General features: G+C 73.2%; 21 protein-coding genes and 1 pseudogene. 9 read left to right on the forward strand and 13 right to left on the reverse strand.

What is annotated here, in order from left to right; all coding sequences use genetic code 11:
* Positions 1-16: 16 nt before the first annotated feature.
* From ACQ95T_RS06765 to ACQ95T_RS06775, 3 genes are all read left to right on the forward strand, one after another.
* Positions 17-2,332, forward strand: a complete 2,316-nt coding sequence (locus tag ACQ95T_RS06765; protein WP_425940467.1) for an ATP-binding protein — start codon at positions 17-19, stop codon at positions 2,330-2,332.
* Positions 2,333-2,404: 72 nt separating this feature from the next.
* On the forward strand, positions 2,405-2,815 hold the full coding sequence (locus ACQ95T_RS06770) for an HIT family protein (protein ID WP_425940469.1): 411 nt from the start codon (positions 2,405-2,407) through the stop codon (positions 2,813-2,815).
* 368 nt (positions 2,816-3,183) lie between these two features.
* Complete coding sequence (locus ACQ95T_RS06775) at positions 3,184-4,089, forward strand: hypothetical protein (protein ID WP_431473681.1); 906 nt, start codon at positions 3,184-3,186, stop codon at positions 4,087-4,089.
* A 1,336-nt stretch (positions 4,090-5,425) separates the two neighbouring features.
* Here ACQ95T_RS06775 and glnA read toward each other — a convergent pair.
* Positions 5,426-6,850, reverse strand: coding sequence for a type I glutamate--ammonia ligase (glnA, locus tag ACQ95T_RS06780; RefSeq protein ID WP_425940475.1), 1,425 nt, complete (start codon positions 6,848-6,850; stop codon positions 5,426-5,428).
* Between the two features lie 192 nt (positions 6,851-7,042).
* Here glnA and ACQ95T_RS06785 point away from each other — a divergent pair, with 192 nt between their 5' ends.
* Complete coding sequence (locus tag ACQ95T_RS06785) at positions 7,043-7,468, forward strand: RDD family protein (protein WP_425940477.1); 426 nt, start codon at positions 7,043-7,045, stop codon at positions 7,466-7,468.
* Between the two features lie 10 nt (positions 7,469-7,478).
* On the opposite strand, the gene ACQ95T_RS06790 is transcribed toward ACQ95T_RS06785, so the two are convergent.
* A complete protein-coding gene (locus ACQ95T_RS06790; RefSeq protein WP_425940479.1) occupies positions 7,479-7,739 on the reverse strand; it encodes a hypothetical protein in 261 nt (86 codons plus the stop codon).
* A gap of 268 nt (positions 7,740-8,007) precedes the next feature.
* Here ACQ95T_RS06790 and ACQ95T_RS06795 point away from each other — a divergent pair, with 268 nt between their 5' ends.
* A complete protein-coding gene (locus tag ACQ95T_RS06795) occupies positions 8,008-9,222 on the forward strand; it encodes an LTA synthase family protein (RefSeq protein ID WP_431473682.1) in 1,215 nt (404 codons plus the stop codon).
* Here the strand turns inward: ACQ95T_RS06795 and ACQ95T_RS06800 are convergent, their stop codons facing one another.
* The gene (locus ACQ95T_RS06800; RefSeq protein WP_425940483.1) at positions 9,223-9,942 is read right to left on the reverse strand and encodes a hypothetical protein; all 720 of its coding nucleotides are present in this window, start codon (positions 9,940-9,942) and stop codon (positions 9,223-9,225) included.
* 230 nt (positions 9,943-10,172) lie between these two features.
* Here ACQ95T_RS06800 and ACQ95T_RS06805 point away from each other — a divergent pair, with 230 nt between their 5' ends.
* Both ACQ95T_RS06805 and ACQ95T_RS06810 read left to right on the forward strand, forming a co-directional pair.
* On the forward strand, positions 10,173-11,324 hold the full coding sequence (locus ACQ95T_RS06805; RefSeq protein WP_425940485.1) for a sensor histidine kinase: 1,152 nt from the start codon (positions 10,173-10,175) through the stop codon (positions 11,322-11,324).
* Complete coding sequence (locus ACQ95T_RS06810; RefSeq protein WP_425940487.1) at positions 11,321-12,022, forward strand: response regulator transcription factor; 702 nt, start codon at positions 11,321-11,323, stop codon at positions 12,020-12,022. The genes ACQ95T_RS06805 and ACQ95T_RS06810 overlap by 4 nt, the downstream gene beginning before the upstream one ends.
* A 96-nt stretch (positions 12,023-12,118) precedes the next feature.
* On the opposite strand, the pseudogene ACQ95T_RS06815 reads toward ACQ95T_RS06810, so the two are convergent.
* The 5 genes and pseudogenes from ACQ95T_RS06815 to lipB all read right to left on the reverse strand — a co-directional run.
* Positions 12,119-12,829, reverse strand: a pseudogene (locus ACQ95T_RS06815) (DUF4191 domain-containing protein); the annotation flags it as partial.
* Between the two features lie 5 nt (positions 12,830-12,834).
* On the reverse strand, positions 12,835-13,887 hold the full coding sequence (lipA, locus tag ACQ95T_RS06820; protein ID WP_425940491.1) for a lipoyl synthase: 1,053 nt from the start codon (positions 13,885-13,887) through the stop codon (positions 12,835-12,837).
* Between the two features lie 99 nt (positions 13,888-13,986).
* Positions 13,987-14,958: an ABC transporter permease subunit gene (locus ACQ95T_RS06825; RefSeq protein ID WP_431473683.1), complete on the reverse strand. Its 972-nt coding sequence runs from the start codon at positions 14,956-14,958 to the stop codon at positions 13,987-13,989.
* Positions 14,955-16,016 carry an ABC transporter ATP-binding protein gene (locus ACQ95T_RS06830; protein WP_425940495.1) on the reverse strand — a complete coding sequence of 354 codons (1,062 nt, stop codon included), beginning with the start codon at positions 16,014-16,016 and terminating at the stop codon, positions 14,955-14,957. Before ACQ95T_RS06830 ends, ACQ95T_RS06825 begins: the two co-directional genes overlap by 4 nt.
* Before the next feature lie 94 nt (positions 16,017-16,110).
* Positions 16,111-16,761 carry a lipoyl(octanoyl) transferase LipB gene (lipB, locus tag ACQ95T_RS06835; RefSeq protein ID WP_425940497.1) on the reverse strand — a complete coding sequence of 217 codons (651 nt, stop codon included), beginning with the start codon at positions 16,759-16,761 and terminating at the stop codon, positions 16,111-16,113.
* 73 nt (positions 16,762-16,834) lie between these two features.
* On the opposite strand from lipB, the gene ACQ95T_RS06840 reads away from it, so the two are divergent.
* Positions 16,835-18,721, forward strand: a complete 1,887-nt coding sequence (locus ACQ95T_RS06840) for a protein kinase domain-containing protein (protein ID WP_431473684.1) — start codon at positions 16,835-16,837, stop codon at positions 18,719-18,721.
* A gap of 144 nt (positions 18,722-18,865) precedes the next feature.
* On the opposite strand, the gene ACQ95T_RS06845 is transcribed toward ACQ95T_RS06840, so the two are convergent.
* From ACQ95T_RS06845 to lpdA, 4 genes are all read right to left on the reverse strand, one after another.
* A complete protein-coding gene (locus tag ACQ95T_RS06845; protein ID WP_431473685.1) occupies positions 18,866-19,387 on the reverse strand; it encodes a DUF1731 domain-containing protein in 522 nt (173 codons plus the stop codon).
* On the reverse strand, positions 19,357-19,908 hold the full coding sequence (locus ACQ95T_RS06850) for an NAD-dependent epimerase/dehydratase family protein (protein WP_431473686.1): 552 nt from the start codon (positions 19,906-19,908) through the stop codon (positions 19,357-19,359). The genes ACQ95T_RS06845 and ACQ95T_RS06850 overlap by 31 nt, the downstream gene beginning before the upstream one ends.
* Position 19,909: 1 nt before the next feature.
* Positions 19,910-21,994: a 2-oxoglutarate dehydrogenase, E2 component, dihydrolipoamide succinyltransferase gene (sucB, locus tag ACQ95T_RS06855; protein WP_425940503.1), complete on the reverse strand. Its 2,085-nt coding sequence runs from the start codon at positions 21,992-21,994 to the stop codon at positions 19,910-19,912.
* 86 nt (positions 21,995-22,080) lie between these two features.
* Positions 22,081-23,460: a dihydrolipoyl dehydrogenase gene (gene lpdA / locus ACQ95T_RS06860; protein WP_425940505.1), complete on the reverse strand. Its 1,380-nt coding sequence runs from the start codon at positions 23,458-23,460 to the stop codon at positions 22,081-22,083.
* A gap of 207 nt (positions 23,461-23,667) precedes the next feature.
* Between lpdA and ACQ95T_RS06865 the strand changes: the two genes are divergently transcribed.
* Positions 23,668-23,844: a DUF5302 domain-containing protein gene (locus ACQ95T_RS06865; RefSeq protein ID WP_425940507.1), complete on the forward strand. Its 177-nt coding sequence runs from the start codon at positions 23,668-23,670 to the stop codon at positions 23,842-23,844.
* 130 nt (positions 23,845-23,974) lie between these two features.
* On the opposite strand, the gene ACQ95T_RS06870 is transcribed toward ACQ95T_RS06865, so the two are convergent.
* Positions 23,975-25,495 (reverse strand): leucyl aminopeptidase, encoded by a 1,521-nt coding sequence (locus ACQ95T_RS06870; RefSeq protein WP_425940509.1) that lies wholly within the window; start codon positions 25,493-25,495, stop codon positions 23,975-23,977.
* Positions 25,496-25,510: the final 15 nt, after the last annotated feature.

A 25,510-nucleotide genomic window follows, 5' to 3' on the forward strand; every position in this document is an offset into this window, starting at 1 on the left:
GCGGTACCGTCGCACGATGGGGGCAGCACAGCCGCCGTCGCGTCCGGGGTCGGAGCGCAACTCCTTCGTCGGCAGACGCCAGGAGCTGGCCGACATCCGTCAGCGGCTCTGCGACGCGCGGCTGCTGACGCTGGTCGGTCCGGGTGGCGTGGGCAAGACCCGGCTGGCGGTGCGGGCAGCTCACGATGACCTTGCCCGGCAGTTCCCGGACGGGACGTTCACGGTCGACCTCGCGGCGGTGAGCTCCTCCGGCCTGGTGGCGCAGCAGGTCGCCGCGGCCCTGCACGTGCGGGAGCCGTCGGAACCGGTCACGGACCACCTCGCCCAGGTCGTGGGCGACCGGACCGTGCTCCTCGTCCTGGACAACTGCGAGCACGTCCGGGACGGGGTCGCCACGGTCGTCCACCGTCTGCTGGACGCCTGCCCCCAGCTGTCCGTCCTCTGCACCAGCCGGCTGCCGCTGGACGGGGACGGCGAGTCCCTGCTGGTCGTTCCGCCGCTACCGCTGGCACCCCGAGGTGCGGCATCGGAGGACGTCGAGGCCTGCGAGGCCGTCCAGCTGCTCCGGGAGCGTGCCCGGGCGGTCGCGCCGACGCTGGTCCTGTCCCCGGACGCCGGTGCCCACCTGCTCGACATCTGCCGTCGGCTGGACGGGCTGCCGCTCGCGATCGAGCTGGCCGCGGTGCGGTTGCGCACGCTGGGCCCGGTGGAGCTGCTGGCCCGGCTCGACGACCGGTTCCGGCTGCTGCAGCGCTCGGGGACGACCATCCCGGAGCGGCACCGCACGCTGCTCGCCACCATGCAGTGGAGCCACGACCTGCTCGACGAGCACGAGCGCCTGCTGTGGCGGCGCGCGTCCGTCTTCGTCGGCGGTTTCGACGCGACGGCGGCCGAGTCGGTCTGCGCGGACGCGCAGCTGCCGGTCGGCGCGGTGCTCGACGCGCTGACCGCTCTGGTGGACGCCTCGGTCGTCGGGGTGAGCACCGTCGACGGCGTCTCCTCCTTCCGGATGTTGGAGACCGTCCGGGCCTTCGGCCAGACCATGCTCGTGGCGGCGGGGGAGGTCACGGTGCTCCGGCAGCGCCACCGCCGGTGGATCTCCTCGACAGCGGTCGAGGCGAGCGCGCAGTTCCTGGGACCGGAGCAGGTGGCGGCCTTCGACCTGCTGGGCAGACACCACTCCGAGATCAGCGCCGCCCTCGAGCACTGCCTGACCACGCCGGGGGAGGAGTCGGCCGGCCTCGCCATCGCGGCCGACCTGTGGCTCTACTGGGAGGCCCGTGGCCGGTTGGGCGAGGGGCGGCGCCGGGTGCAGGAGCTGCTCGCGCTTTGCCCGCACGACGAGGAGCGGCCGAGGGCCCTCGCGGTCGCGGGCTACCTCGAGCTCGCCGCGACCGAACCGGCCACGGCCCGGCCCCTCCTCGCGGAGGCACGCTCCCTGGCCCGGACGACGGGGGACGCCGCCGTCGCGGCGACGGCCACGCAGTATCTCGGCCAGGCCGCCCTCTTCGACGGCGACCTGGACACCGCGGAGACCCTCCTGCGGGACGCGGCGGCCCAGCACCTGGGCGTCGACCGGCGGATGTCCGCCTTCTGCTGGGCCGACGTCGGGGTCGTCCGGCTTCTTCAGCACCGTCCGCACGAGGCGGCCGAGGCCTTCTCGCTCAGCCTGGAGCTGAACGCGGAGGGAAACCCGTGGAGCCGCGCCCACGCCCTCTGGGGCCTGGGGCTGGTCCACCTGGGGTGGCACGACACCGCGCGTGCCCGCGAGATGGAGCAGGAGTCCCTCACCCTCATGCAGGCCGTCGGGGACACCAGCGGCAGCGCGCTGTGCGTCGGCGCACTGGCGTGCGTCGCCGCCGGGCAGGAGCAGTGGGAGCGGGCTGCCCTGCTCGCCGGGGCCGAGCGGATGCTGTGGGCCTCGATCCCCGCCGCCGTTCCCGCCCCTGTCGTCGCGCTCCACCAGGACTTCAGGGCGGCCACGGCGCAGGCCCTGGGTGCTGGCCGCTGGACCGAGCACCGGGACCGGGGCAGCGCGCTCGGCCGGACCGCCGCGGTCGCTCTGGCGCTCGGTCAGCCTCTCCCGTCCGAGGCCGTCCCTGAGCCCGGCAGCGGTCCGCCCGGCGACCCGGCGGGCGGTAGTCACCTCACCGACCGGCAGCTGGAGGTGGCGACCCTCGTCGCCCAGGGGATGACCGACCGGCAGATCGCCGCCCACCTGGTCATCTCTCCCCGCACGGCCGAGTCGCACGTGCAGAACATCCTCACGCGCCTCGGCCTGCGCAACCGGGCCGAGATCGCGGCGTGGAGCGTCCGGAGAGCTCCCTCGTGAGCGCCTGCGTCCCCGGGTCCGCCGCGTCGGGAGACGGCGCAGGCGTTTCCCCGCCCGTGCCATGATCGCCGGGTGGCCTGCACCTTCTGTCTGATCACCACCGGCGACGCACCCGCCGACGTCGTGCTGTCCACGGAGGAGGTCGTCGGCTTCCTCGACACCCGGCCCGTCTTCAAGGGGCACGTCCTCCTCGTACCCCGGCAGCACGTGCATACCCTCCCCGACCTCCCCGACGACCTCGTCGTCCCGCTGTTCGCGGCCGCCCGCGCCCTGGCCCAGGCGGTCAAGGACGGCCTTGGGGCCCAGGGTTCGTTCGTGGCGATGAACAACCAGGTGAGCCAGTCGGTGGCTCACCTGCACGTGCACGTGGTGCCGCGCACCAAGGGGGACGGGCTCCGGGGCTTCTTCTGGCCCAGGACGAGGTATGCCGCGGGGGAGGCGGAGGAGTACGCCGCGCGCCTGCGGGAGGCGCTGGGCACCTGACCAGCGTCGTAGCGAGGGACCGGGCCGACCTGCCGACCGATGCGGCCGTACCCCCTGCGACGGAGGCGGTGGTCGGCGTAGGCTCGCAGGACGTGGCCGGAAGGCCCAGCACCCGACCTCAAGGAGGACTTCATGGATCTGATGACCCGGGCCGAGTTCGAGGAGCTGGTGGGTGACGGGGACGGGACGAGGCTGTCGCTGTTCGTCCCGACGCACCGGGTGGGGACCACCAAGGAGAGAGCGACGAGGACCGGCTGCGGTGGAAGAACCTGCTCGGTGCCGTCGAGGACACGCTCCTGGAGGAGGGGCACGAGCGTCGGGACGTCGACGAGCTGCTCGCCCCCGCGTGGGAGCTGCACCACGACGGCATGGCCTGGAGCCACATGGCCGACGGCCTGGCGATGTACCTCACCAAGGGGTGGTCCGCGTCATACCGCGTCCCTCTGGACCTGCCCGAGCTGGCCGCGGTCGGGTCCGGCTACACGCTGGGACCGGTGCTGCCCCTGCTCAGCGACCAGAACTACGTCGTGCTGACCCTCAGCCAGAAGGACGTGCGGGTCCTGCGCGGCAGCCGGGACCGCATCGGTGAGCTCGACCTGCCCTCGGTCCCCGGAGCCTTCGACGACGTCTTCGTGCCCGACGGCCCGCAGTCCGACTCCGTCCCGCGACCCAACGCGTCCGGGCGCTCCGGCCCCGGTGGAGCCGTCTACTACGGTGCCAGCTCCTTGGACAACGCGCACAAGGAGGAGGTCGTCGAGTTCTTCCGCGAGGTCGCCCGCGGGGTGGACGAGCACCTGGCCGGCCGGTCCATCCCGATGATCCTGGCGGGTCTGCCGGAATGGGTGGCGGCCTACCGCGAGCTCAGCTCCTACCCCCACCTCGTGGACGGGGCGATCGAGCGCAACCCCGACGACATGTCCGCCGACGACCTGCGCTCCGCGGCGTGGGAGCTGGTCGAGTCCCGGCTGCAGCGGGAGAACGCCCGGCTCCTGGACCGCTTCAACGAGCAGCAGGGCCACGGTTCCGGCGCGCTCGGGGTGGACAGGACGCTGACGGCCGCGAACGAGGGGCGGGTCGACACGCTGCTGATGACCTCCGAAGGCTGCTACGCCAGCAACGGGTCGCCCCAGGTCGTGCTGCCGCTGCGCAGCCCCGAGGACGTCTGCGGGCTGGCCGACGCCGCCGCCCGGGCGACCCTGCGCAACGGCGGGTCGGTCCGGATGGTGGACGAGCTGCCCAAGCAGGCCCCGGTGGCGGCGATCCTGAGGTACTGAGGCTGGGTGGTTCCGCCCCTGCGCTGCTGTGGCGCGTGTGCCCATCGCCGTCCACAGGTCGAGGGTGACGTCCCGGCACGAAGACGTCCGATCGGTGGATGCTGTCGTCCATGCCGGACCGCACCGACCGCACGTTCCCCTCGATACCTGGGCAGAAGGGCATGGCCACCGTGGCCCAGCTGCTCGAGGCCGGATGGAGCGCCTCCGCCCTCCGTGTGCAGCGAGGAACCTCGTGGCAGGAGCCGCTCCCCCGGGTGGTCGTGCCGCACCGTGGACCGATCGATGCGACCACGCGGTTGGTGGCGCAGGGACTCTGGGCGGGACCGACCTCGGCGGTGCTGACCGGTGCCTCCGCCCTCGTGCGGCTGGGGGTCCGTCCACGACGCACCGACGAGGTCACCTTCGTGGTGGGGGAAGGGTCCCGTGCCCGGTCCCACGGGGCGGTGCGTCTGCACCGCTCCGCCCGGAAGCCGTCGGTCGCCGGCACCGTCGGCGTCGTGCGCGTGGCGGGGCCCTCCCGAGCGCTGGCCGACGCTGCGGTCTACGAGCACCATTCGCCCCAGGACCTGGAACACCTGACCATCAGTGCCCTCCAGCGTGGTCGCGCCACCCCTGAAGCGCTGGAGCGGGAGCTCTACCTGCGCCCCCGTGCCCGTGTCGAGCCGCTCTGGAAGGGACTGGTCGCCTTCACGGGTGGGGCGTGGTCGCGCCCGGAGGCGGTCCTGCGTGACGTGGTCGAGGGGGACGGTGGCTTCCCACCGTTGCTCACGAACTGTCGGCTCCTCGGTATGGACGGTGGGGGGTCTCTCGTGGGGACGCCCGACGGCTACATGGAGGCGGCCGGGGTGGCTATCCAGGTCCACTCCCGGCAGTACCACCAGGGCATCGACGACCGCGGCGGGGACCAGTGGTCGCGCACGGTCGAGCGGGACAACGACATGACCGCAGCAGGAGTGCGGGTGGGGCGTCTCGCCCTGGACCCTCTACTCACGGCCCGAACGCTTCCTGCGCCGGCTTCGTGCGGTGGTCGCCGTCGGCCTGGAGGGACCCAGGCCCAAGGTCCGCGTGGTTCCCTCACGGCCGGACCAGGGCGGGCCGTCCGCAGGCTGACATCCGCAGGGGTGCCTGGGGCCACCCTGGGCCCGGCGGTCACCCACCAGGCGCTGGATCCTTCCCCGGGCCCTGCTGCAGACCACCGTGCACGGCAGTCGTGTCACGCCGGTCGTCAGGACGACCGGCGTGACACGACTGCGAGGTACATCGGTCCGGACGCGTCCGTCGGGCCCTCCTGGAAGGTCGCCTGCGAACCCTCAGGGCTACTGCGGTCAGCGAGGGGTCAGATGTCGAAGTACATCTCGAACTCGTGCGGGTGCGGCCGCAGGCGGATCGGGTCGATCTCCCGGGTGCGCTTGTAGTCCACCCACGTCTGCAGCAGGTCCTCGGTGAACACGTCGCCCTCGGTGAGGTAGTCGTGGTCCGCCTCCAGGGCGTCGAGCACCTCGGGCAGGGAGGTCGGCAGCTGCTCGATGTCCTCCAGGTCCTCCGGCGGCAGCTCGTAGAGGTCCTTGTCGACCGGCTCCGGCGGCTCGATCCGGTTTCGGATGCCGTCCAGGCCGGCCATCAGCTGCGCGGCGAACGCCAGGTAGGGGTTGGCCGAGGGGTCCGGCACGCGGTACTCGATGCGCTTGGCCTTGGGCGAGTTCCCGGTGATCGGGATGCGCACGCAGGCCGAGCGGTTGCGCGCCGAGTAGACCAGGTTGATCGGTGCCTCGAAGCCCGGCACCAGCCGGTGGTAGCTGTTCATCGAGGGGTTCGTGAACGCCAGCAGCGACGGCCCGTGCGAGAGCAGCCCGCCGATGTACCACCGCGCCACGTCCGAGAGACCGCCGTAGCCGTTCTCGTCGTAGAACAGCGGCTCGCCGTCCTTCCACAGGCTCTGGTGGGTGTGCATGCCCGAGCCGTTGTCGCCGAAGAGCGGCTTGGGCATGAAGGTCGCGGTCTTGCCGAAGGCCCAGGCGCTGTTCTTGATGACGTACTTGAACTTCATCAGGTCGTCGCCGGAGTGCAGCAGCGTGTTGAACCGGTAGTTGATCTCCTGCTGGCCGGCCGTGCCCACCTCGTGGTGCGAGCGCTCGACGTCGAGGCCGACGGAGGCCAGCTCGATGCACATCCGGTCGCGGATGTCGGCGAAGTGGTCCACCGGCGGCACCGGGAAGTAACCACCCTTGAACCGGGTCTTGTACCCCCGGTTGCCGCCCTCCTCCGCACGCCCCGTGTTCCACGCCGCCTCGATGGAGTCGATGTGGTAGTAGCTGCCCTGCGGCTCGGAGGCGAACCGGATGTCGTCGAAGACGTAGAACTCCGCCTCGGCCCCGAAGTAGGCGGTGTCCGCGATACCGGTGGAGCGCAGGTACTCCTCGGCGCGCCGGGCGATCTGCCGCGGGTCGCGCTCGTAGGGCTCGTCGGTGAAGGGGTCGACGATGGAGAAGTTCATGATGAGCGTCTTCTCGACCCGGAAGGGGTCCAGGTAGGCGGTCTGCGGGTCGGGGATGAGCTTCATGTCCGACTCGTGGATCGACTTGAAGCCACGGATCGAGGAGCCGTCGAACATCTGGCCGGTGTTGAACGCGTCCTCGTCGAAGGACGCTGCCGGCACGTTGAAGTGCTGCATGACACCGGGCAGGTCGCAGAACCTGATGTCGATGAACTTGACGTCCTCGTCCTTGATGAAGGCGAGGACCTCCTCGGCGTTTGTGAACATAGGATGCCTCCTGGGTGGACCAACGGGGTCGGGCACGACATTACGCGGTGGCCGTTTCGGCACCGTCACCCTCCTGTTTCGGGAGTGTTTCGTCCGGCACCGCCGCAGGTATGGCTCGCGCGTGCGTCGCGCGCATGCGCCGCAGACGTGCGCTTGCGGGGAGCCGGCCCCGCGCCTCGTTAGGCTGGGCCGGTGACCGTCCCCGCCTACTCCGGCCAGCGCCTCGGCCTGCCGCCGCAGGGGCCGGGCTCCGTCGCCTCCCTGCTGCGCCGGCTGCTGGCCATCCTTGTCGACTGGACGCTGTGCCAGGTCGTGGCGACCGGCCTGTTCGACCTCACCTGGGGCGAGGTGGCCGGCCTGCAGGCCTTCGCCCCGCTGGGCCTGCTCCTGCTGCTCAACCTCGTGCTCGTCCCCACGATCGGCACCACGCCGGGCCACCGCCTGCTCGGCATCCGCGTGGTCTCCCTCGACGGCGACGGCGACCAGCCCCCGCCGCCGGCCCGGGCCGCGGTGCGCGCGGTCCTGCTGTGCCTGGCGGTCCCGGCGATCATCCTGGACGCCGACAGCCGTGGCCTGCACGACCGGGCCGCCCGCAGCGTCGTCGTGAACGCCCGCTGAGCCGCGCCGGTCACCCGTGCTGCCGCTCGTCGTCGTCGCCCTCGTGGCCAAGTCCGTCCTCGTCGCCGTCGCCGTCCTCGAGCCCGACCGGTATGCCGCCCTCGTCGCCCTGAGCGCGCTGCCCCTCGTGGCCCTGGTCGTCAGCCCCGCGCTGCTCATGCGCGGGCGCCCGCGCACGGCATACCTCGTCGGGGCCGACCTGCTCGTCACCACCCTGCTGCTGGCCGACCTGGTCAACGCCCGCGCGTTCGGCCGGCTGCTCAGCGTGCACATGATGGCCGCGGCGGGCAGCTTCGACGGCCTCGGCTCCTCGGTGCTGGCGATGGTGCGCTGGCACGACGTGCTGCTGTACGTCGACCTGCTCGCCGCGGGCGTCCTGGTGGTCCTGGCCCGCCGACGACGCGGCGGCGCGGCAAGCTCCGACCCGGGGCGGTCGGCGGTCCGGCAGGCGTCTGCCCGGTCTGCGCCGTCGCTGGACCCGGCACCGCACCGCGGCCGTCGTCGCCGCCGTCGCGGCCGTCTCGTTCGGCACCCAGGTCGTGACCCAGACGTCGGACCCCGGGATGCGGGTCGTGACGCTGTCGCCGCTGGGCACCCACCTGCACCAGGTCTACGACGAGCTCGTCGACACCCACCAGGAGCTGACGCCTGCCGAGCGGAGACGGGTCGGGGTCTGGTTCGCCCGCAACGCCGCCTACCAGGGTGTCGCGCCCGAGCACGAGGACCTCGTGGGCCTGCTGGCGGGACGGGACGTCTACCTCGTCCAGGTCGAGTCCCTGGAGCAGGTCGTGCTGGGCGCGGCACCGTTCGGGCAGGAGGTCACGCCGACGCTGAACCGCTGGCGTGCGCAGAGCGTGGTCTTCGACCAGGTGCTCGCCCAGACGCGGGACGGCAGCAGCTCCGACGGCGAGCTGCTCATGCTCGCCGGGGTCTATCCGCTGGAGTCCGGGGCGACCGTGCTGCGGTTCCCGGACAACCAGGGCTACACGACGCTGCCGCGCCTGCTGTCCCAGGACGGCTACCGTGCGGTGGCGCTGCACGGGGACGCCGCCTCGTTCTGGAACCGCGACCGCGTGTTCCCCCACCTGGGGTACGAGCGCTACGTCGCCGAGGACGACTTCGCGGCCGGGACGCCGCTGGGGCTGGGGCTGGCCGACGCCGACCTGTTCGACCAGGCGCTGCGCGAGCTCGACCGGGTGCCGCAGCCGCGGTTCATGCACCTGATCACGACCACCTCGCACACCCCCTGGGAGCTGCCCGCGAACCTGCGGGGGCTGGACCTGCCGGGGGAGGACGCGACCAGCCCCTACCTGCAGACGCTGCACTACACCGACGGGGCGCTGGCCGACTTCGAGCGGGCGCTCGCCGACCGGGGGCTGCTGGAGCGGTCGGCGTTCGTCGTGGTCGGGGACCACGAGGGGCCGCAGAAGTACGCGCCCGTCGACGAGCGGTGGCTGACCGGGAACGACGGCCGGGTGCCGTTCCTCGTGCACGTGCCCGGGATGAGCGGACGGACCGTCTCCACCCCGGGCGGCCAGGTCGACGTGCTGCCCACGCTGGCGCAGCTCCTGGGGATCCCGGCGCAGCGGTGGGCCGGGTCGGTGATGGGCCGCAGCCTGCTCGGGGAGCACACCGGCTCGGCCGTCACTCCTGACGGCGAGGTGCTGCCGGGGGCCGACGGGGCCGCACTGCTGCAGGAGGCCTACGAGGTCGCCGACCTGGCCGTCTCCGGCGACTGGTTCCTGCGGCCCTGATCAGGCCGAGGCCTCGACCGCCGTCTGCCAGTGCCCGACCGAGGAACGGTGCACCACGAGCGCGAGCGTCCCGAGGACGGCGAGGTAGAGCAGCGCGGAGGCGTAGCCCGACCAGCTCGAGACGGCTCCGCCGGCGAACTCGACCACGACCCAGACGGCGACCGCCGGGCCCAACCACCGCGGCCCGAGCCGGCCGCGCCACAGCGCGACCGCCAGCACCAGCATCCCCAGGACCGTGCCCAGCAGGCCTAGCGCCATGAACGGGATGCCGACCCCGCTCTCCACGTCGGCCAGCACCGCCGCGTGGACGTCGACGGCCTCGAGGTCGCGAGACATCGACAGCATGACCAGGTTGACCCCGCCGTGGACGGCGTGGCCGAAGGCCTGCAGCCCGAGGAGCAGGCCCGCGACGACACCCAGCACCGGGGCACGCGAGCGCAGCAGGTGGGCCACGCCGACCAGGCCGGTCCCGACGAGGAGCTGGGCGCCCACCCAGGTGAGCGCCGAGACCGTACCGGCCCGGCCGGCGGCCGCGACCGCCTCCAGCCGGTCGACCTGGTCGCCGGAGAAGTCCGGCATGGTCCAGATGCTGACGACGGTCAGCACGGCACCGACGGCCAGGCAGGCCGCCACGACGAGGCGGACCAGCCCTGCCACGCTGCGTCGGGGCGGGCTGCCCGGGACCTCGGCCCGGGACGGGGTGAGTGCGGGTGCGGCCATGGCGATCGATCTCCTTCGGGCGGGGCCGACCCGTCCGGTCGGCCTGCTCCGACGCTAGGAGCCGCGCGGGTCGTCCGGGATCGGCGGCGGGTCGTCGCCCCCGACGACCCCGGGCCCCCGCCCGAGGTGGACGACCCCGCCCCGGGGCGCGGCGGCATACCCCTCGGGTCGTGCCGGCGGTCGACTCCAGGATGACGACACGGCGCCCGGCCCGGTCCTAGATTGACCTCATGGCTCCGATGACGCGCGCCCGCTGGGTCGTCGACGTCGGCCTGGCCGCCCTCGTCGCCGGGATCGGGCTGCTGGAGATCTGGCTGCCCATGGAGTCGGTCATGGGCGAGGGCTCACCGGTCGTCAGCACCGTCGGGGTGCTCGCCTTCGCCGTGCTGCTGTCGCTGCGGCGGGCGCGTCCGTGGGTGGCGCTGGGGGCCTTCCTCGTCTGGCCTGTGCTGGGTTTCGCCCAGGGGAGCCTGCAGCTGCTCTTCTTCGGCCAGCTGGTGCCGGTGGCCGTGCTCGTCTACTCCCTGGCCCGGCACGCGCCGAACCGGCTGCGCTGGGTCGCGGCGGTCTGCGGCATCGTCTTCGTCTCCGTCGCCGACCTGTTCGTCCCCCTGCTGCAGACCCCCAACGAGCTCATCTTCCACTGGGGCGTCATCACGCTGTCCTACCTGCTCGGCCACGCCCTGCGCGTCTCCAGCGACCGGGTCGCCGCCGAGGCGGTGCGCGCGCACGAGGCGGAGAGCCGCTCGCGCGAGCGCGCCCAGCGCGCGATCTCCGAGGAGCGCGCCCGGATCGCCCGCGAGCTGCACGACATCGTGGCCCACTCGGTCGGCGTCATCGTCGTCCAGGCCGGGGCGGCCGAGCAGGTCGTGGAGGAGGACCCGGAGTTCGCCCGGCGGGCGCTGGGCACGATCCGCTCGACCGGGTCCGGTGCGCTGACCGAGATGCGCCGGCTGGTCGCGATGCTGCGCGACACCGAGGTCGAGCACGACCTGTCGCCGCAGCCGGGGATCGCCGCGCTGCCCGACCTCGTGGAGGCCGCCCGCGGTGCCGGGCTGCAGGTCGACCTGGAGGTGAGCGGCGACCCGCCGAGCCTGCCCGCGGGGCTGGACCTCACCGCATACCGGATCGTTCAGGAGGCCCTCACCAACGTGCGCCGCCACTCCGAGGCCACCCGCGCGCAGGTCGCGATGGACTTCGGGCCGGGCGCGCTGGAGATCCGCGTCAGCGACGCCGGCCCCCGTCGCGACGGCGAGGGTGAGCCGGGGCACGGGCTGCTGGGGATGCGCGAGCGTGCCGCCCTCTTCGGCGGCCAGGTCGAGACCGACGCGGGGGAGCGCGGGTTCACCGTGCGTGCGGTGCTGCCGCTGGAGCGGGTATGACGTCGCCCGCCGGCCCCGGGTCGCCCACCGAGGGGGCCTCCCCGACCACGGTCGTGGTCGTCGACGACCAGGAGCTCGTGCGGATGGGGTTCCGGCTGATCCTGGAACGGGCCGGGTTCGACGTCGTGGGGGAGGCCGGCGACGGGGTCGAGGCGGTCGAGGTCGTGGGGAGGCTGCGGCCCGACGTGGTGCTCATGGACATCCGGATGCCGCGGCTGGACGGGGTGGAGGCCACCCGCCGGATCACCCACCTGGCCCCGCCGGTGCCCCGGGTGCTGGTCCTGACGACGTTCGACCTGGACGAGTACGTCTACGAGGCCGTGCGCGCCGGCGCCGGTGGCTTCGTCCTCAAGGACGTCACGCCGGAGGACCTGGCGCACGCGGTGCGGGTGGTCGCCCGGGGCGAGTCGATGGTGGCGCCGGCGCTCATCACCCGGCTGCTGGAGCGGTTCACCGCCCGCCCGCCCTCCGGCGCCCCGCCGGAGCAGCTGTCCTCGCTGACCGAGCGTGAGCTGGAGGTGGCGCGGCTGGTGGCCAAGGGGCTGTCCAACGCCGAGATCGGCGCCCGGCTGTTCCTCAGCGAGGCGACGGTCAAGACCTACGTGTCGCGGCTGCTGACCAAGCTGCAGCTGCGCGACCGGCTGCAGATCGCCGTGCTGGCGTTCCGGACCGGGCTGGTGCAGGTGGGGGAGGACTGAGGGCCGGGGCCCGGTCAGCGGCCGCGCAGGGGCGCGCCGGCTCATCCGGGGGGTGCGGGTGGGGTCGACGCCGCCGGGGATCGGCGGGCGGTTCTTGCCGCCGAGGGCCTTCATCCGCTGCTGGACGACCATGGCCTCGTCGTTGGTCAGCTGCTTGGGCAGCGAGCGCATCTTCTTGACCACGCTGCGCAGGGCGGTGTCGTCCTCGCCCTTGCCCACCATGATCGTGTGGACCGGCACCGTCTCGCCGACCACGCGGGCCACGCGACGGCGCTCGGAGGCGAGCAGGCGCTGGGCGGCGCCGCGGGGACCCTCACCGAGCAGGACGACCCCGGGCCGGCCCACGGCGCGGAAGACCATCGCCGCGTTGTGCAGGTCGCGCATCCCGCGGACGTTGCCGCCGGCCTCGGCGGCGGCCACCGGCTCCTGGTCGTAGAACCAGCCGCGGCGCAGCTGGCCGAGCACGGCCGAGGTGGCGCCGGGCTGCCCCTCGATCTGGGTGAACGCAGCCCGTTCGGCCTTCTTGCCCAGGACCACGATCCCCGCGAGCAGGGCCAGCGGCAGCCCGATGATGATCATGTAGACGACCTGGTCGATCCACAGGCCGACGAGGACCGCGACGAGCATGACGGCCAGGGCCGCCAGCAGCATCCACCAGATCGCCGCCGGGTCCGCCTTGCGGGTCATGGTCATGACCTGGCGGAACTGCGCGATCCGACCGGGCTTGTTCGGGTCCTTGACCTTCTTGGGCCGACGACCGAACCGTCGCTTCTTCGTCGGCTCGCCGCCGGTGGTGCTCGTGGACATGCGGTTCAGGATACGTGGGCGGCGGGCGTGTCCTCGCCACGCAGGCCGTTGGCCACGAGGGAGGCGGCCTCCTGGCGGGCGGGGACGTCGTTGATCGCCTGCTCTGCCAGGTGCGTGAGGTTCTCCGGCACGTCCCGGCCCCAGCGGCGCATCGCCTGCGCGTAGAGCTTGCCGGCGCGGTAGGAGCTGCGCACGAGCGGTCCGGCCATGACGCCCTTGAAGCCGATCTCCTCGGCCAGCTCGGACCAGTGCACGAACTCCTCGGGCTTGACCCACCGGTCGATCGGGTGGTGCAGCGGGGAGGGGCGCAGGTACTGCGTGATCGTGAGGATGTCGCAGCCCGCCTCGTGCAGGTCGCGCATCGCCTGCTCGATCTCGTGGTCCTCCTCGCCCATGCCCAGGATGAGGTTGGACTTGGTGACCAGCTCGTTCTCGCGGGCCATCGACAGCACGCGCAGCGACTTGTCGTAGGTGAACGCCGGGCGGATCTTCTTGAAGATCCGCGGCACGGTCTCCAGGTTGTGCGCGAAGACCTCGGGGCGGGCGTCGAAGACCTGCTGGACCAGCTCGGGCACGGCGCCGAAGTCGGGCGGCAGGATCTCCACGCCGGTCGTGGGGTTGAGCTCGTGGACCTTGCGGATCACGTCGGCGTAGAGCCAGGCGGCCCCGTCGGGCTGGTCGTCGCGGGCCACGCCGGTGATCGTGGCGTAGCGCAGCTCCATCTGCCGGATCGACTCGGCGACCTTGCGCGGCTCCTCCAGGTCGAGGGCGCGCGGCTTGCCGGTGGCGATGTCGCAGAAGTCGCAGCGCCGGGTGCAGATGTCGCCGCCGATGAGGAAGGTGGCCTCGCGGTCCTCCCAGCACTCGAAGATGTTGGGGCAGCCGGCCTCCTGGCAGACCGTGTGCAGACCCCCGCCCTTGACCATCGACTGCAGCTCGCGGTACTCCGGACCCATCTTGGCGGTGGTGCGGATCCACGACGGCTTGCGCTCGATGGGCGTCTCGGCGTTGCGGGCCTCCACCCGCAGCAGGCGGCGTCCCTCCGGTGCGATCGTCACAGGTGCTCCTTGCGTCGAGGTCGGCACGGGCCCGCCGGGCACGTGCGTGCACCGTCCAGCCTAAGCCGCCAAAGGTCGGTATGCCGAACCCGCCCGGCCTCAGCTGATGTCGGCGCGACGGAAGCGCGCCCAGGCGGCGAGGAGGACCACGCCGAGGACGACGACGCCCAGCACCGTGGCGCCGTGGGCGAAGCTCAGGGTCTGCACGACCTCACGGCATCCCTCGGCCCGGTTGCAGTCCACGAACGTGGACCACGAGGTCCCGTTCTCCACGAACGCCGCGACGTTGCGGACCAGGCCGAGCCGGGCCACCCACGCGAACGACGACCCGAGGATGCCCTCGACGATGAACATCCAGCCGATGACCAGCCCGAGCACGACCCCGGTGTGCCGCACCAGGAAGGCGGCACCGGCCCCGAGCGCGGCAGCGGCCAGGCCCAGGAGGAGGATCCGCAGCGACATCCACACCGGCTCTCCCCACCCGTCCGGCACGGAGCGGTCCAGGCCGAAGACGGCGTAGACGAGCGGGGTCCCGACGAGCAGGAGGACCAGGCCGGTGAGCACCACCGGTGCCGCGGCGAGCGCGGGGGCGACCACCTTGGAGACGAACACGGGGGTGCGCCGCGGCACGAACGTCAGCCAGGTGGCCATCGTCCGGTGGGCGAACTCCGCGGCGACGGCGGTGGAGCCGATCGCCAGCGCGAGGAACATCAGCGGGTAGGACGCCCCCTGCAGCAGGAACTGCAGCTGCTCGGACATCGAGGGCAGCTGGCCGAAGAACTCCTCGATCGTGGGGACCTGGAAGTCGTCGCACCCGAAGTCGACCGAGGCATCGCCGGACCGGCGCCGCTCGTCGGCCTCCGCGAGGCGGCACTCCTCCTGCATCCGCTCGTTGTCGTCGACCATCCGTTGGTACTCGGTGTCCGCGCCGGCCCTGGCCGCCTCCAGCTGCCGGGCCTGGTTGGCCACGCCGACGAGGCTGACGACGGCCACGGCGACCGCGCCCAGCACCGTCAGCAGGACGACCTTGCGGGCCAGCAGGCGCCGCAGCTCGACGACCAGGAGCCTCATCGTGCCCCCTCCCCTTCGTTCGTGGGCGGTCCGTCCCCGCCGGTCCCGGCGGCGGGCTGCGCGGGCAGGCCCTCGTCCTGGGTGAGCTCGAGGAACACCTGCTCCAGCCCCCGACGGCTCGGCACGAGCCGCTCGACCCACAGCCCCTGCTCGCCGAGCAGCCGGGAGATCTCGGCCGGCTCGGCCCCGGTGACGAGGATCGTCCCGGCGTCTGTGGTCGGGTCGTAGTCGCGCAGCTCCTCGGCGGCGTCGTGCCCGTGGCGCCGGGCCACCCACTCGACGCTGAACCCGGCCTCGCGCAGCAGACGGATCGCGTTGCCGGGGGAGGCCACACCCACCTCGACGGTCTGGCCACCCCCGCCGATCAGCCCGGCCACCGACCCCTGGGCCAGCACCCGACCGCGCCCGATGATCGAGACGGTGTCGGCGATCTGCTCGATCTCGGACAGGATGTGGCTGCTCACCAGCACCGTGCGGCCCTCATCGGCCAGCGAGCGCATGGTGCCGCGTACGTCGGAGATCCCGGCGGGGTCGAGCCCGTTCGTCGGCTCGTCGAAGATCAGCAGGTCGGGGGACTTCAGCAGGGTGGCCGCAATGGCGAGTCGCTGCTTCATACCCAGGCTGTAGGCGCGGAAGGGGTCCTTGGCGCGTCCGCCCAGCCCGACCTGCTCCAGGACCTCCCCGACGCGCGTGCGCGGGGTGCCGATCGCGTCGGCTAGCAGGGTCAGGCTCCGCTCCCCGCTGAAGGTGGGGAAGAACGTCGGCGACTCGACGATCGCCCCGACCCGGGAGACCACCGCGGGCAGCTGGTCAGGGACCGGTGTCCCGAAGATATGCATGGTGCCCGAGTCGGCGCGGGCCAGTCCCAGCAGCATCCGGATCGTCGTCGTCTTGCCCGAGCCGTTGGGCCCGAGGAAGCCGTGCACGCCGCCGGCGGGCACGTCCAGGTCCAGCCCCTGGACGGCGACGCGACGACCGCGGACCCCCGGGTAGGTCTTGCGCAGCCCACGCGTGACGACGGCCATGCCGTCGGCGTGCTCCACGGTCGCGGTTCCCATCCGGCTCCCCTCCGGGCCGGACGTCCGACCCCTGCGTCTTCCATCCAACACCGCGTCTGTGTCGGGAGGGGGCAGGGTGTTGCAGCGTGTCCGCTCAGCCGTTCCGGGCGGGCACCGGGTCCAGGACGCGCTCCAGGTGCCGCTCGGCGACCGGAACGACCTCGGCGACGGTCACCGGACGGCCCAGCTCCAGCGTCAGGGAGGTCACGCCCGCGTCCGCGATCCCGCAGGGGATGATCGTGTCGGCCCACCGCAGGTCGCAGTCGCAGTTGAGCGCGAAGCCGTGCATCGTCACGTCCTGGCTGACCCGGATGCCGATCTGGCCGATCTTGCGCTCCGGGCGGGTGCCGTCGGCCGGCAGCCACACCCCCGAGCGGCCCTCGACGCGCCCGACCTCGACCCCCAGCTCGGCGCAGACGGCGATCATGACGTCCTCGAGCCGGCGCACGTGGGCGACGACGTCGACCGGGCCCGGCAGGTGCACGATCGGGTACCCGACGAGCTGCCCCGGCCCGTGCCAGGTGATCTTGCCGCCGCGGTCGACGTCGATGACCGGCGTGCCGTCCAGCGGCCGCTCGTGGGCCTCCGTCCGCTTTCCGGCCGTGTAGACCGCAGCGTGCTCCAGCAGCAGCACCGTGTCGGGCAGCTCGCCGACGACCACGCGGCGGTGGACGTCCCGCTGGTGGTCCCACGCCTGCTGGTAGTCGACGAGGTCCGGAGCGAACCCGAGGTGCTCGAAGCGCATGGTCGCCACTGTAGCCGGGTCGGCCTGTGGACGAACGCGACGGCGGTCCGACAGGTTCTGGCACGGTGGCGGCGTGGGAGAGGACAGCTGGGAGCAGCCCGAGGACGTCGGTGGAGGTCGACCACCGGGGGAGGTGAGCAGCCGGGAGGGTGCCGGCGCGGACCCCGCGCTCCCGCCGACCCTGCCGGGGTATGAGGTGCTCGCGCCCCTGGGCGCCGGGGCCACCTCGTCGGTGTGGCGGGCACGCCGGCGGGTGGACGGTCTCGTCGTGGCGGTGAAGGTGCTGCGTCCTGCCGGAGGTGACGTGACGGCCGGGTTGCACGAGGCGGGGTTGCTGGCGCGGGTACGGCACCGGCACGTGGTGCACCTCTACGACGTCCTGCCGCTGCCGGACCCGCTGACCGGACGCCCGGCCGCCGTGGCCCTGGCGACCCAGCTGGCCGGAGGCGGGTCGCTGGCCCAGGTGCTGGCCCGCCGCAGGATCCTCTCCGCGGGTGAGCTGGTCACCGCCCTGCAGCCGGTGGCGGGGGCGCTGGCCGACCTGCACGGCACCGGGGTGGTCCACGGAGACCTGTCCACGGGCAACGTCCTGTTCCTGCGGGACGGGATGCCCGTCCTGGGCGACCTTGGCGCGGCCCGGATCACGGGCGAGGAGCCGGGCCAGCACCACGGCACCGGGGCGGCCGAGGGCATGGTCGCGCCCGAGGTGGTGGAGGGTTTCGCCCCGACGCCGGAGTCGGACGTCTACCAGCTGGGGGCGCTGGCCTGGCGCTGCCTGGCAGGGGAGCCTCCGGGCCCACCGTACGACCGGGGGAAGCTTCCCGAGCTGGCCCCGGACCTGCCTCCCGGGCTGACCGACCTGGTGCTGCGGTGCATGGCGCCCGACCCGGAGGCGCGGCCCGACGCCGAGGAGGTGGCGCTCGCGCTGCTGGCGTGCACCGCGCCGGAGCCGGTCGAGGTGGCTCCCGACGCCGACCCTGCGCACGGTCTGACCGAGCGGTTGCGCTCCGAGGCCAGGGCGGACCTGGATGCTGCCCCGGCCGACGGTGGACGACGCGGGGGCGGAGGCAGCCACCGTCGTCGCCGCAGCACCGGCCGAGGGGAGGCACCCGCCCCCGGGAGACCGGGACGCAGCAAGGGCTCCCGGGGCCCGGGCCGCTGGGACCCCGACCGGCGGGACCCGGGGAGGGTGCAGCAGGTGGTGGTGCCGGCCGTGCTGGTGCTGGCCTCGCTGCTGCTGATCGTCGCGGCGGTGGCCCTCGTCCGGCCGCAGCTCGTCGAGGCCCGGTCCGGGACGACCAACCCTGCGCCCGCGCCGACGGCCGACCTGGCACCCGCGTCGACCGGCGATCCGGCCTCCCCATCGGCGGCGACGGAGGACGGCCATCGCCCGGCAGGAACGTCAGGCAGTCCCGGTGTCCTGACCCCGGAACTGCCTGACGGGGACGGTGTGGAGCAACGGTCCGCCGAGGCGACCGCCACGACGTTACCGGAGCAAGGTCCTCCGGAGGACGAGCTGTTCGACACCCTCCAGGTGCTTCTCGACGGTCGGGGGGAGGCCTGGGAGCGGGCCGACGACGTGCTGCTGCTCGGCATCGTGGCGCCGGACTCCCCGGCGGAGGCGTCCGAGACCGAGCAGCTCGCCCGGCTGCGGGAGTCGGGCGTGCGCTACCCGGACGTGACCTTCCGGGTCGAGGACGCCACGCTGGTCCCGGACGGCACGCCCGCCAGGGAGGCAGACGTCGACGCCGGCACCGACGCCGTCACCGACCGCATCGCCGTGCGTCCACCGTCTCCCGCGCGGCCCTGGAGGCGCGCGACGGGCGGGGTGGGCGGCTGGACCCCGTGCCGACGAGCAGCGAGCGGGTCCGCATCGAGCTGGCCCGCATCGACGAGCGGTGGCTGCTGTGGTCCTGGGAACCGGCCCCCACGGGGTGACCAGCTGCCAGGCCCCCGGTGACGACCGCGTGCGGGGCCGCGGGGACGTCCGGTCCCCCTGCACCTGACGTCGACCGCGTGGGGGGCCGCAGCGGCGACCGGTCCCCCTGCACCTGACGTCGACCCGGTGTCGTGGGGGTCCCTGTCGTGGGGTGCCGGGTCCCCTTCAGGGGGTGAGCGGTTCGAGGGGAGTGGGGTCTCCCGGAGGTGTCGAACCGTCGGGCGGCGGCACCGGGTCGCTCGGCGGCTCGAACTGCTTGCCCTCCTGACCCACCCAGGCCATCGCCGTCCTCAGGTCGGGGTGGTCCCAGGCGAACCCGGCACCGGTGAGGACCGTGGGCAGGGCGCGCTGGCTGTAGAGGATCTCTCCTGCGAGCTCGCCCAGCACCAGGTGCATGGCGAACGACGGCACGGGCAGGACGGCCGGGCGGTGCAGCTCGCGACCCAGGGCGCGCACCACGTCGGCCTGGGTGTCCGGGTGGGGCCCGGTGAGGTTCACCGGGCCGGTCACCGTCGGGTGGTCCAGCAGGAAGACCATCGCGCGGACGTGGTCGTGCAGGGTGATCCACGACCAGAACTGGTCGCCCCCGCCGAGCGGTCCGGCGAGCCCCAGCACGGCCAGCGGCATCAGCTTGGCCAGGGCCCCGCTGCGCCGGGTCAGCACGATCCCGGTGCGCAGGTGGGCCACCGGGGCGCCGGCCTTCTCCGCGGGCCAGGTGGCGGTCTCCCAGTCGTGGCACAGGTCGGCCAGGAAACCCTCGCCCAGATCGCTCGTCTCGGTGAGGACGTCGTCCCGCCGCTCGCCGTAGTAGCCGACGCCGGAGGCGGACAGCAGACGGGGTCGCGCACCCTCTCGGGGCGGGCGGCGACCGCCCGGGCGATCGTGCCCGTGCCGTCGATCCGCGAGTCCCGCAGGAGCTTCTTGCGCGCCGTGGTCCACCGCTTGTCGCCGATCCCGGCCCCGGCCAGGTGCACCACCGCGTCGACGCCGTCGAGCACGTCGGGGGCCAGCTCGGCACCCGGCTGCCACGCCCGCTCGAACACCCCGGAGGGCAGCGCGGGGTGACCGGGCGCGCGCGGGGCGCGGCGGACCAGGTGGACCACCTGGTCGCCGCGCCCCAGCAACGTGCTCGACAGGGCGGAGCCGATGAGCCCGCTGGCGCCGGTGACGGCGACCGTGCGCCCGGAGGGCGCCGGTGCCTGCGTCACCTCATACCTCGAAGCTCGCGTCCTCGAGGCGTTCCTTCATCGTGTTGAGGAAGCGGGCGGCGTCGGCCCCGTCGACCACGCGGTGGTCGTAGCTCAGCGCCAGGTAGACCATGTCGCGGATCGCGATCGTCTCCATCCCGTCCTCGTCGACCGCGACGACCGGGCGCTTGACGACCGCGCCGGTGCCGAGGATGGCGACGTTGGGCTGGTTGATGATCGGGGTGTCGAACAGCGCACCGCGCGACCCGGTGTTGGTCAGCGTGAACGTGCCGCCGGACAGCTCGTCCGGGGTGACCTTGTTGTCGCGGGTCCGCTCGGCCAGGTCGGCGATCTTGCGGGCGAGCCCGGCGATGTTGAGGTCGCCGGCGTCCTTGATGACCGGCACCAGCAGGCCGCGCGGGGTGTCGACCGCGACGCCGAGGTGCTCGGAGGCGTGGTACTGGATCGAGTCCTCCTCCACGCTGGCGTTGACGATCGGGTGCGCCTTGAGCGCCTCGACCGCGGCCAGGGCGAAGAACGGCATGAACGAGAGCTTGGTGCCCTCCCGCTTCAGGAAGTCGTCCTTCGTACGCCGACGCAGACGCGCCACCTTGGTCACGTCGACCTCGACCACCGTGGTGAGCTGGGCGCTGACCTGCAGGGACTCGACCATACGGCTGGCGATGACCTTGCGCAGGCGGGACATCTTCTCGGTCGTGCCGCGCTTGGCGTCCGGATCGCCGCCGGCCGCCTTCGCCGCCGGCTTGTCGGCCGGCTTCTCCGCCGCGGGGGCGGACGCAGGCTCGGGAGCGGCCTCCTCGGCGGGGGCGGCCTGCTCGGCCTCCTTCGCCTTGGCCGCGTCGAGGACGTCCTGCTTGCGGATGCGTCCGCCGACCCCGGTGCCCTCGAGAGCGTTGAGGTCGACGCCGTGCTGGGCCGCGAGCTTGCGGACCAGCGGCGTCACGTAGGCGCTGACGTCCTGCTGCTGCTGGGTCTTCTCCCCGGCCTGGCCACCGTCACCGGGGGCAGGGACGTCGGAGACGTCCTTGTGCGAGGAGGTGCCGCTCTCGGAGGAGGAGACGCCCACACCGACGGCCGGCTCGGGCTCCTCCATCTCGGCGGCGTCGTCGTTGGCCTCGCCCGTCTCGGACTTGGTCTGCGACTCCTGAGCGGCCTCCTCCTGGACCTCGGTCTCCTCGGCCAGGTCGCTGTCGGCGGACTGCGCCGCGTCCTCGCGGTCCTCCGCGTTGTCGCTCGCGTCGGAGGCACCCTCGTCGGAGGCACCCTCGTCGGAGGCACCCTCGTCGGAGGCACCTTCGTCGGAGCTGGACGACGTGTCCTTCTTTGCATCCTCCTGCGCGGAGGCCTGCTCACCGCCCCCGCCGGAGGACCCGCCGGAGGACTCGCCCCCGACGATGCACAGCTCCCCGCCGACCTCGACGGTCTCGTCCTCCTGGGCGATGATCTTGCTCAGCACGCCGGCCACGGGGGAGGGGATCTCGGTGTCGACCTTGTCCGTCGAGACCTCCAGCAGCGGCTCGTCCACCTCGACCTCGTCGCCCTCGGCCTTGAGCCAGCGGGTGACGGTGCCCTCGGTCACGGACTCACCGAGCGCCGGCATGGTCACGGTCTCCCCACCGGAGACCTCACCACCGCCACCACCGGAACCCCCGGAACCGGACTCCGCGGGCGCGGACTCCTCGGCGTCCTCGTCGGAGGCGGGCTCCTCGGCAGTCTCGTCGGCGGGCTCCTCGGCCGGCTCGTCCGCGGGCTCCTCGGCGGGAGCCTCGGCCTCGGGTGCCGCGTCGGCCTCCTCGGCCTCGTCGGCCTGCGCGTCGTCGGAGGAGTCCCCGCTGCCGGCGGACTCACCCTCCTCACCGACGACGGCCAGGTCGGCGCCGACCTCGACGGTGTCGTCCTCCTGGGCGAGGATCTCCAGCAGCACACCGGCCACGGGGGAGGGGATCTCGGTGTCGACCTTGTCGGTCGAGACCTCCAGCAGCGGCTCGTCGACCGCGACGCTGTCGCCGACCTCCTTGAGCCAACGGGTCACTGTCCCCTCGGTGACGGACTCACCGAGGGCCGGCATCGATACGCGTTCCGACATCTGTTGTCTCTCCTCGTGGCGGGGGTTTGCAGTCTACGGTGCGGGCTGGCGTCGGGTCAGGTCAGGCGCACCCGGTGGCGGGGCGGCTAGGCATGGGCGTGCAGGGGCTTGCCGGCGAGGGCCAGGTGGGCCTCGCCGAGGGCCTCGTTCTGGGTGGGGTGGGCGTGGACGAACTGCGCGACGTCCTCGGGCAGGGCCTCCCAGCCGACGATGAGCTGGGCCTCGCCGACCTGCTCACCCATCCGCGCGCCGACCATGTGGACGCCGACGACGGGGCCGTCGGGGCCCGAGCGCACGAGCTTGACGAAACCGGCCGTCCCCAGGATCTGGGACTTGCCGTTGCCGCCGAGGTTGTACTCGTAGGTCGCGACCTCCTCGCCCCACCTCTCCCGGGCCTGGGCCTCGGAGAGCCCCACCGAGGCGATCTCGGGGTCGGAGTAGGTGACCTTGGGGACCAGGTGGTCCTCGACCGGCGCCGGCTCCAGACCGGCGACGTCCTCGGCGACGAAGATGCCGTGCGCGAAGCCGCGGTGGGCCAGCTGGGGGCCGGGGACGAGGTCGCCGACGGCGCGGACACCCTCGACGTTGGTCCGCAGGCGCTCGTCGGTCGGGACGAAACCGCGGTCGAGCTCGACCCCGACCTCCTCGTAGCCCATGCCCTCGGTGCGCGGGCCGCGGCCGACCGCGACAAGGAGCAGGTCGCCCTCCAGGACGTCCCCACCCTCCAGCTCGACCCTGACCCCCTGCTCGTCCTGGGAGGTGCCGGTCACCTTTGCCCCGGTGCGGATCTTCATACCCCGCTTCTTGTAGGCGCGCTCCACCGTCTTGGAGACGGCCGGGTCCTCCATGGCGACCAGCCGGTCCATCGCCTCGACCACGGTCACCTCCGCCCCGAAGCTGCGCAGGGCCGAGGCGAACTCGACGCCGATGACGCCGCCGCCGAGGACGATCGCGTGCTGCGGGACCTCCTCGAGCGTCAGGGCCTGGTCGCTGGTCATGATCCGACCGCCGATCGGCACGTCCGGGAGGGTCTTGGCGTAGGAGCCGGTGGCCAGCACGACGGTGCGCCCGGTGAGCTCGCGGTCACCCACGGTCACGGTGTCCTTGGCGGTCAGGCGCCCGGTGCCGGTGACCAGCTCGACGTTCTCGGCGGCCTTGACCAGCCCCTGCAGCCCCTTGTAGAGCCGCCCGACCACGCCGTCCTTGTAGGTGTGGACCCTGGCCATGTCGACGCCCTCGAGGCTGGCGAGGACACCGTACCGCTCGCTGTCGCGGGCCATGTCGGCGACCTCGGCGGTGTGCAGCAGCGCCTTGGTGGGGATGCAGCCGCGGTGCAGGCAGGTGCCGCCCACCTTGTCCTCCTCGACCAGGGCGACCGTCAGCCCTAGCTGGGCGGCACGCAGGGCGCAGGCGTAACCCCCGCTCCCGGCACCGAGGATCACGATGTCGTACGTCGATGTCGGCATGGGCCACATCCTGCCACCCGGGTCGGGGGAGCGGCGGGTCGGGCCGAACGAGTGCACGCGCGGGCCGCCCGGACCGGGCGCCGGGCCGTCACGACACGTGCACTCGTTCGACCTCCCCTTGCCGGCGCCCGCGATATCCGCGTGACAGCCGTGTCACCGAGGTGGGAGGCTGAGCCCGTCCAGTCCCCGCACAGAAGGAGGTGGCCGATGAGTGATTCCCAGGCCACGGACGACGTCAAGGCCAAGTTCCGTGAGGCTCTCGCCAAGAAGCAGGCCCACGCCGGGACCGACGTCTCGGACCACTCCGAGCGCGGCAAGGTCGGTGGCGCCCGCGACGCGAAGACCTCCGGGACCCAGCAGATGTTCCGCCGCAAGAGCGGCTGAGCGGACCTCGTCCGAGAAGGCCGCGAGGGGCACCGTCCGGACCGGACGGTGCCCCTCGTGCGTGTCATGGCGACGGCGCCACGGTGGCCGGGACGAGACTGTTGCCACGAATGCGCCGCGGCGCCCGCGCTCAGCGCGCGTAGCTCCGCGCCAGCTCCACGAGCGTGCGCACGGCCGCGCCGGTGCCGCCCTTGGGCACGTAGCCCCACGGCGTCTTCTCGTTGAACGCCGGCCCGGCGATGTCCAGGTGCGCCCACGGGATCTGCTCGGCCTCCTCGCCCTCGCCGCGCTTGCCGACGAACTCCTGCAGGAAGGTCGCCGCCACGCTCGCGCCCGCCGACCGCTCGCCGGTGTGCTTGAGGTCGGCCACGACGGTGTCCAGGCTGGGCCGGATCTCCTCGGGCAGCGGCAGCGGCCAGGCGGTGTCCCCGACCTCGTTGCCCAGCTCGACGACCTGCTCGCGCAGCGCGTCGTCGTTGCCCATGACGCCCATCGTCCGGTCGCCCAGCGCGATGATGCAGGCACCGGTCAGCGTGGCCACGTCGACGATCGCGTCGGGACCCTGCTCGGTCGCCAGCGCCAGCCCGTCGGCCATGACCAGGCGCCCCTCGGCGTCGGTGTTGATGATCTCCACCGTGCGCCCGTCGCGCATGGTGACCACGTCGCCCGGGCGCTGCGCCAGCTCGCCCAGCATGTTCTCGGCCAGGCAGAGGTATGCCGTGACCCGCACCGGCAGGCCGAGCTCGGCGATGGCGACCACGGCCGCCGCGCAGGCGGCGGCACCGGCCATGTCCATCTTCATCGTCACCATTGAGGCGCCGGGCTTGATGCACAGGCCGCCGGAGTCGAAGGTGATGCCCTTGCCGACCAGGGCCAGATGCTTGCCGGCACCCTCCGGCTCGTAGCGCAGGGTGACCAGGCGCGGCCCCCGGCCGGAGCCCTGCCCGACGCCGAGGATGCCGCCGCAGCGCTCCTGCTGCAGCCGCTCGGCGTCCCAGACCTCGACCTCGACGGAGGAGCCGGCGGCCCGCTCCGTCACGCTCTCGGCGAAGGACTCGGGGTAGAGCAGGTTCGGCGGGGTGTTGACCAGGTCGCGGGCGTAGCGGACGGCGTCCACGACGGCCCGGGCCTGCGCGGTCGCGGTCTCCACCTCCTCGGCCGGCACGCCGGGGACCACGGCCCGGCCCAGGGCCGGCTTGGCCGACTCGGCCTTGCCGACCCCGTGGTGCTCGGCGAAGGTGTACGCGCCGAGCACGGCACCGCTGCCCACCGCCACCGCCTCCTCGGTCGAGGACTGGCCCAGGGCGAACGCGGCCGACTCCTTCCCGCCCAGGGCCCGGGCGGCGACCCCGGCCGCGCGCCGGAGGCGCTCGGTCCGGGAGGCCGGGCCCGACGGCATACCCACGACGACGACGAGCTCCGCGGAGACGCCGGGGACTGCCGTGAGCCGGGTGGTCTCCTCCGCGCCCCCCTCGGCGCCGAGGGCGGTGAGGGCGGACTGCACGTGCCCGGCCGTCTCCTCCGGGAGGGCGTCGGCGACGAGGTTCACCTGCCCGTCGTCCTTGGTGGCGGCCAGGACCAGGACGTCGGCCTGCACCGCGGCCGGATCCTGGTCGGTGAGCGTGAGCGTGGTGCGGCGGTTCTCGGCCATCGAGCAACGTCCTTC

Source organism: Ornithinimicrobium carbonis (assembly GCF_050703245.1).
Taxonomy (GTDB): Bacteria; Actinomycetota; Actinomycetes; order Actinomycetales; family Dermatophilaceae; genus Ornithinicoccus.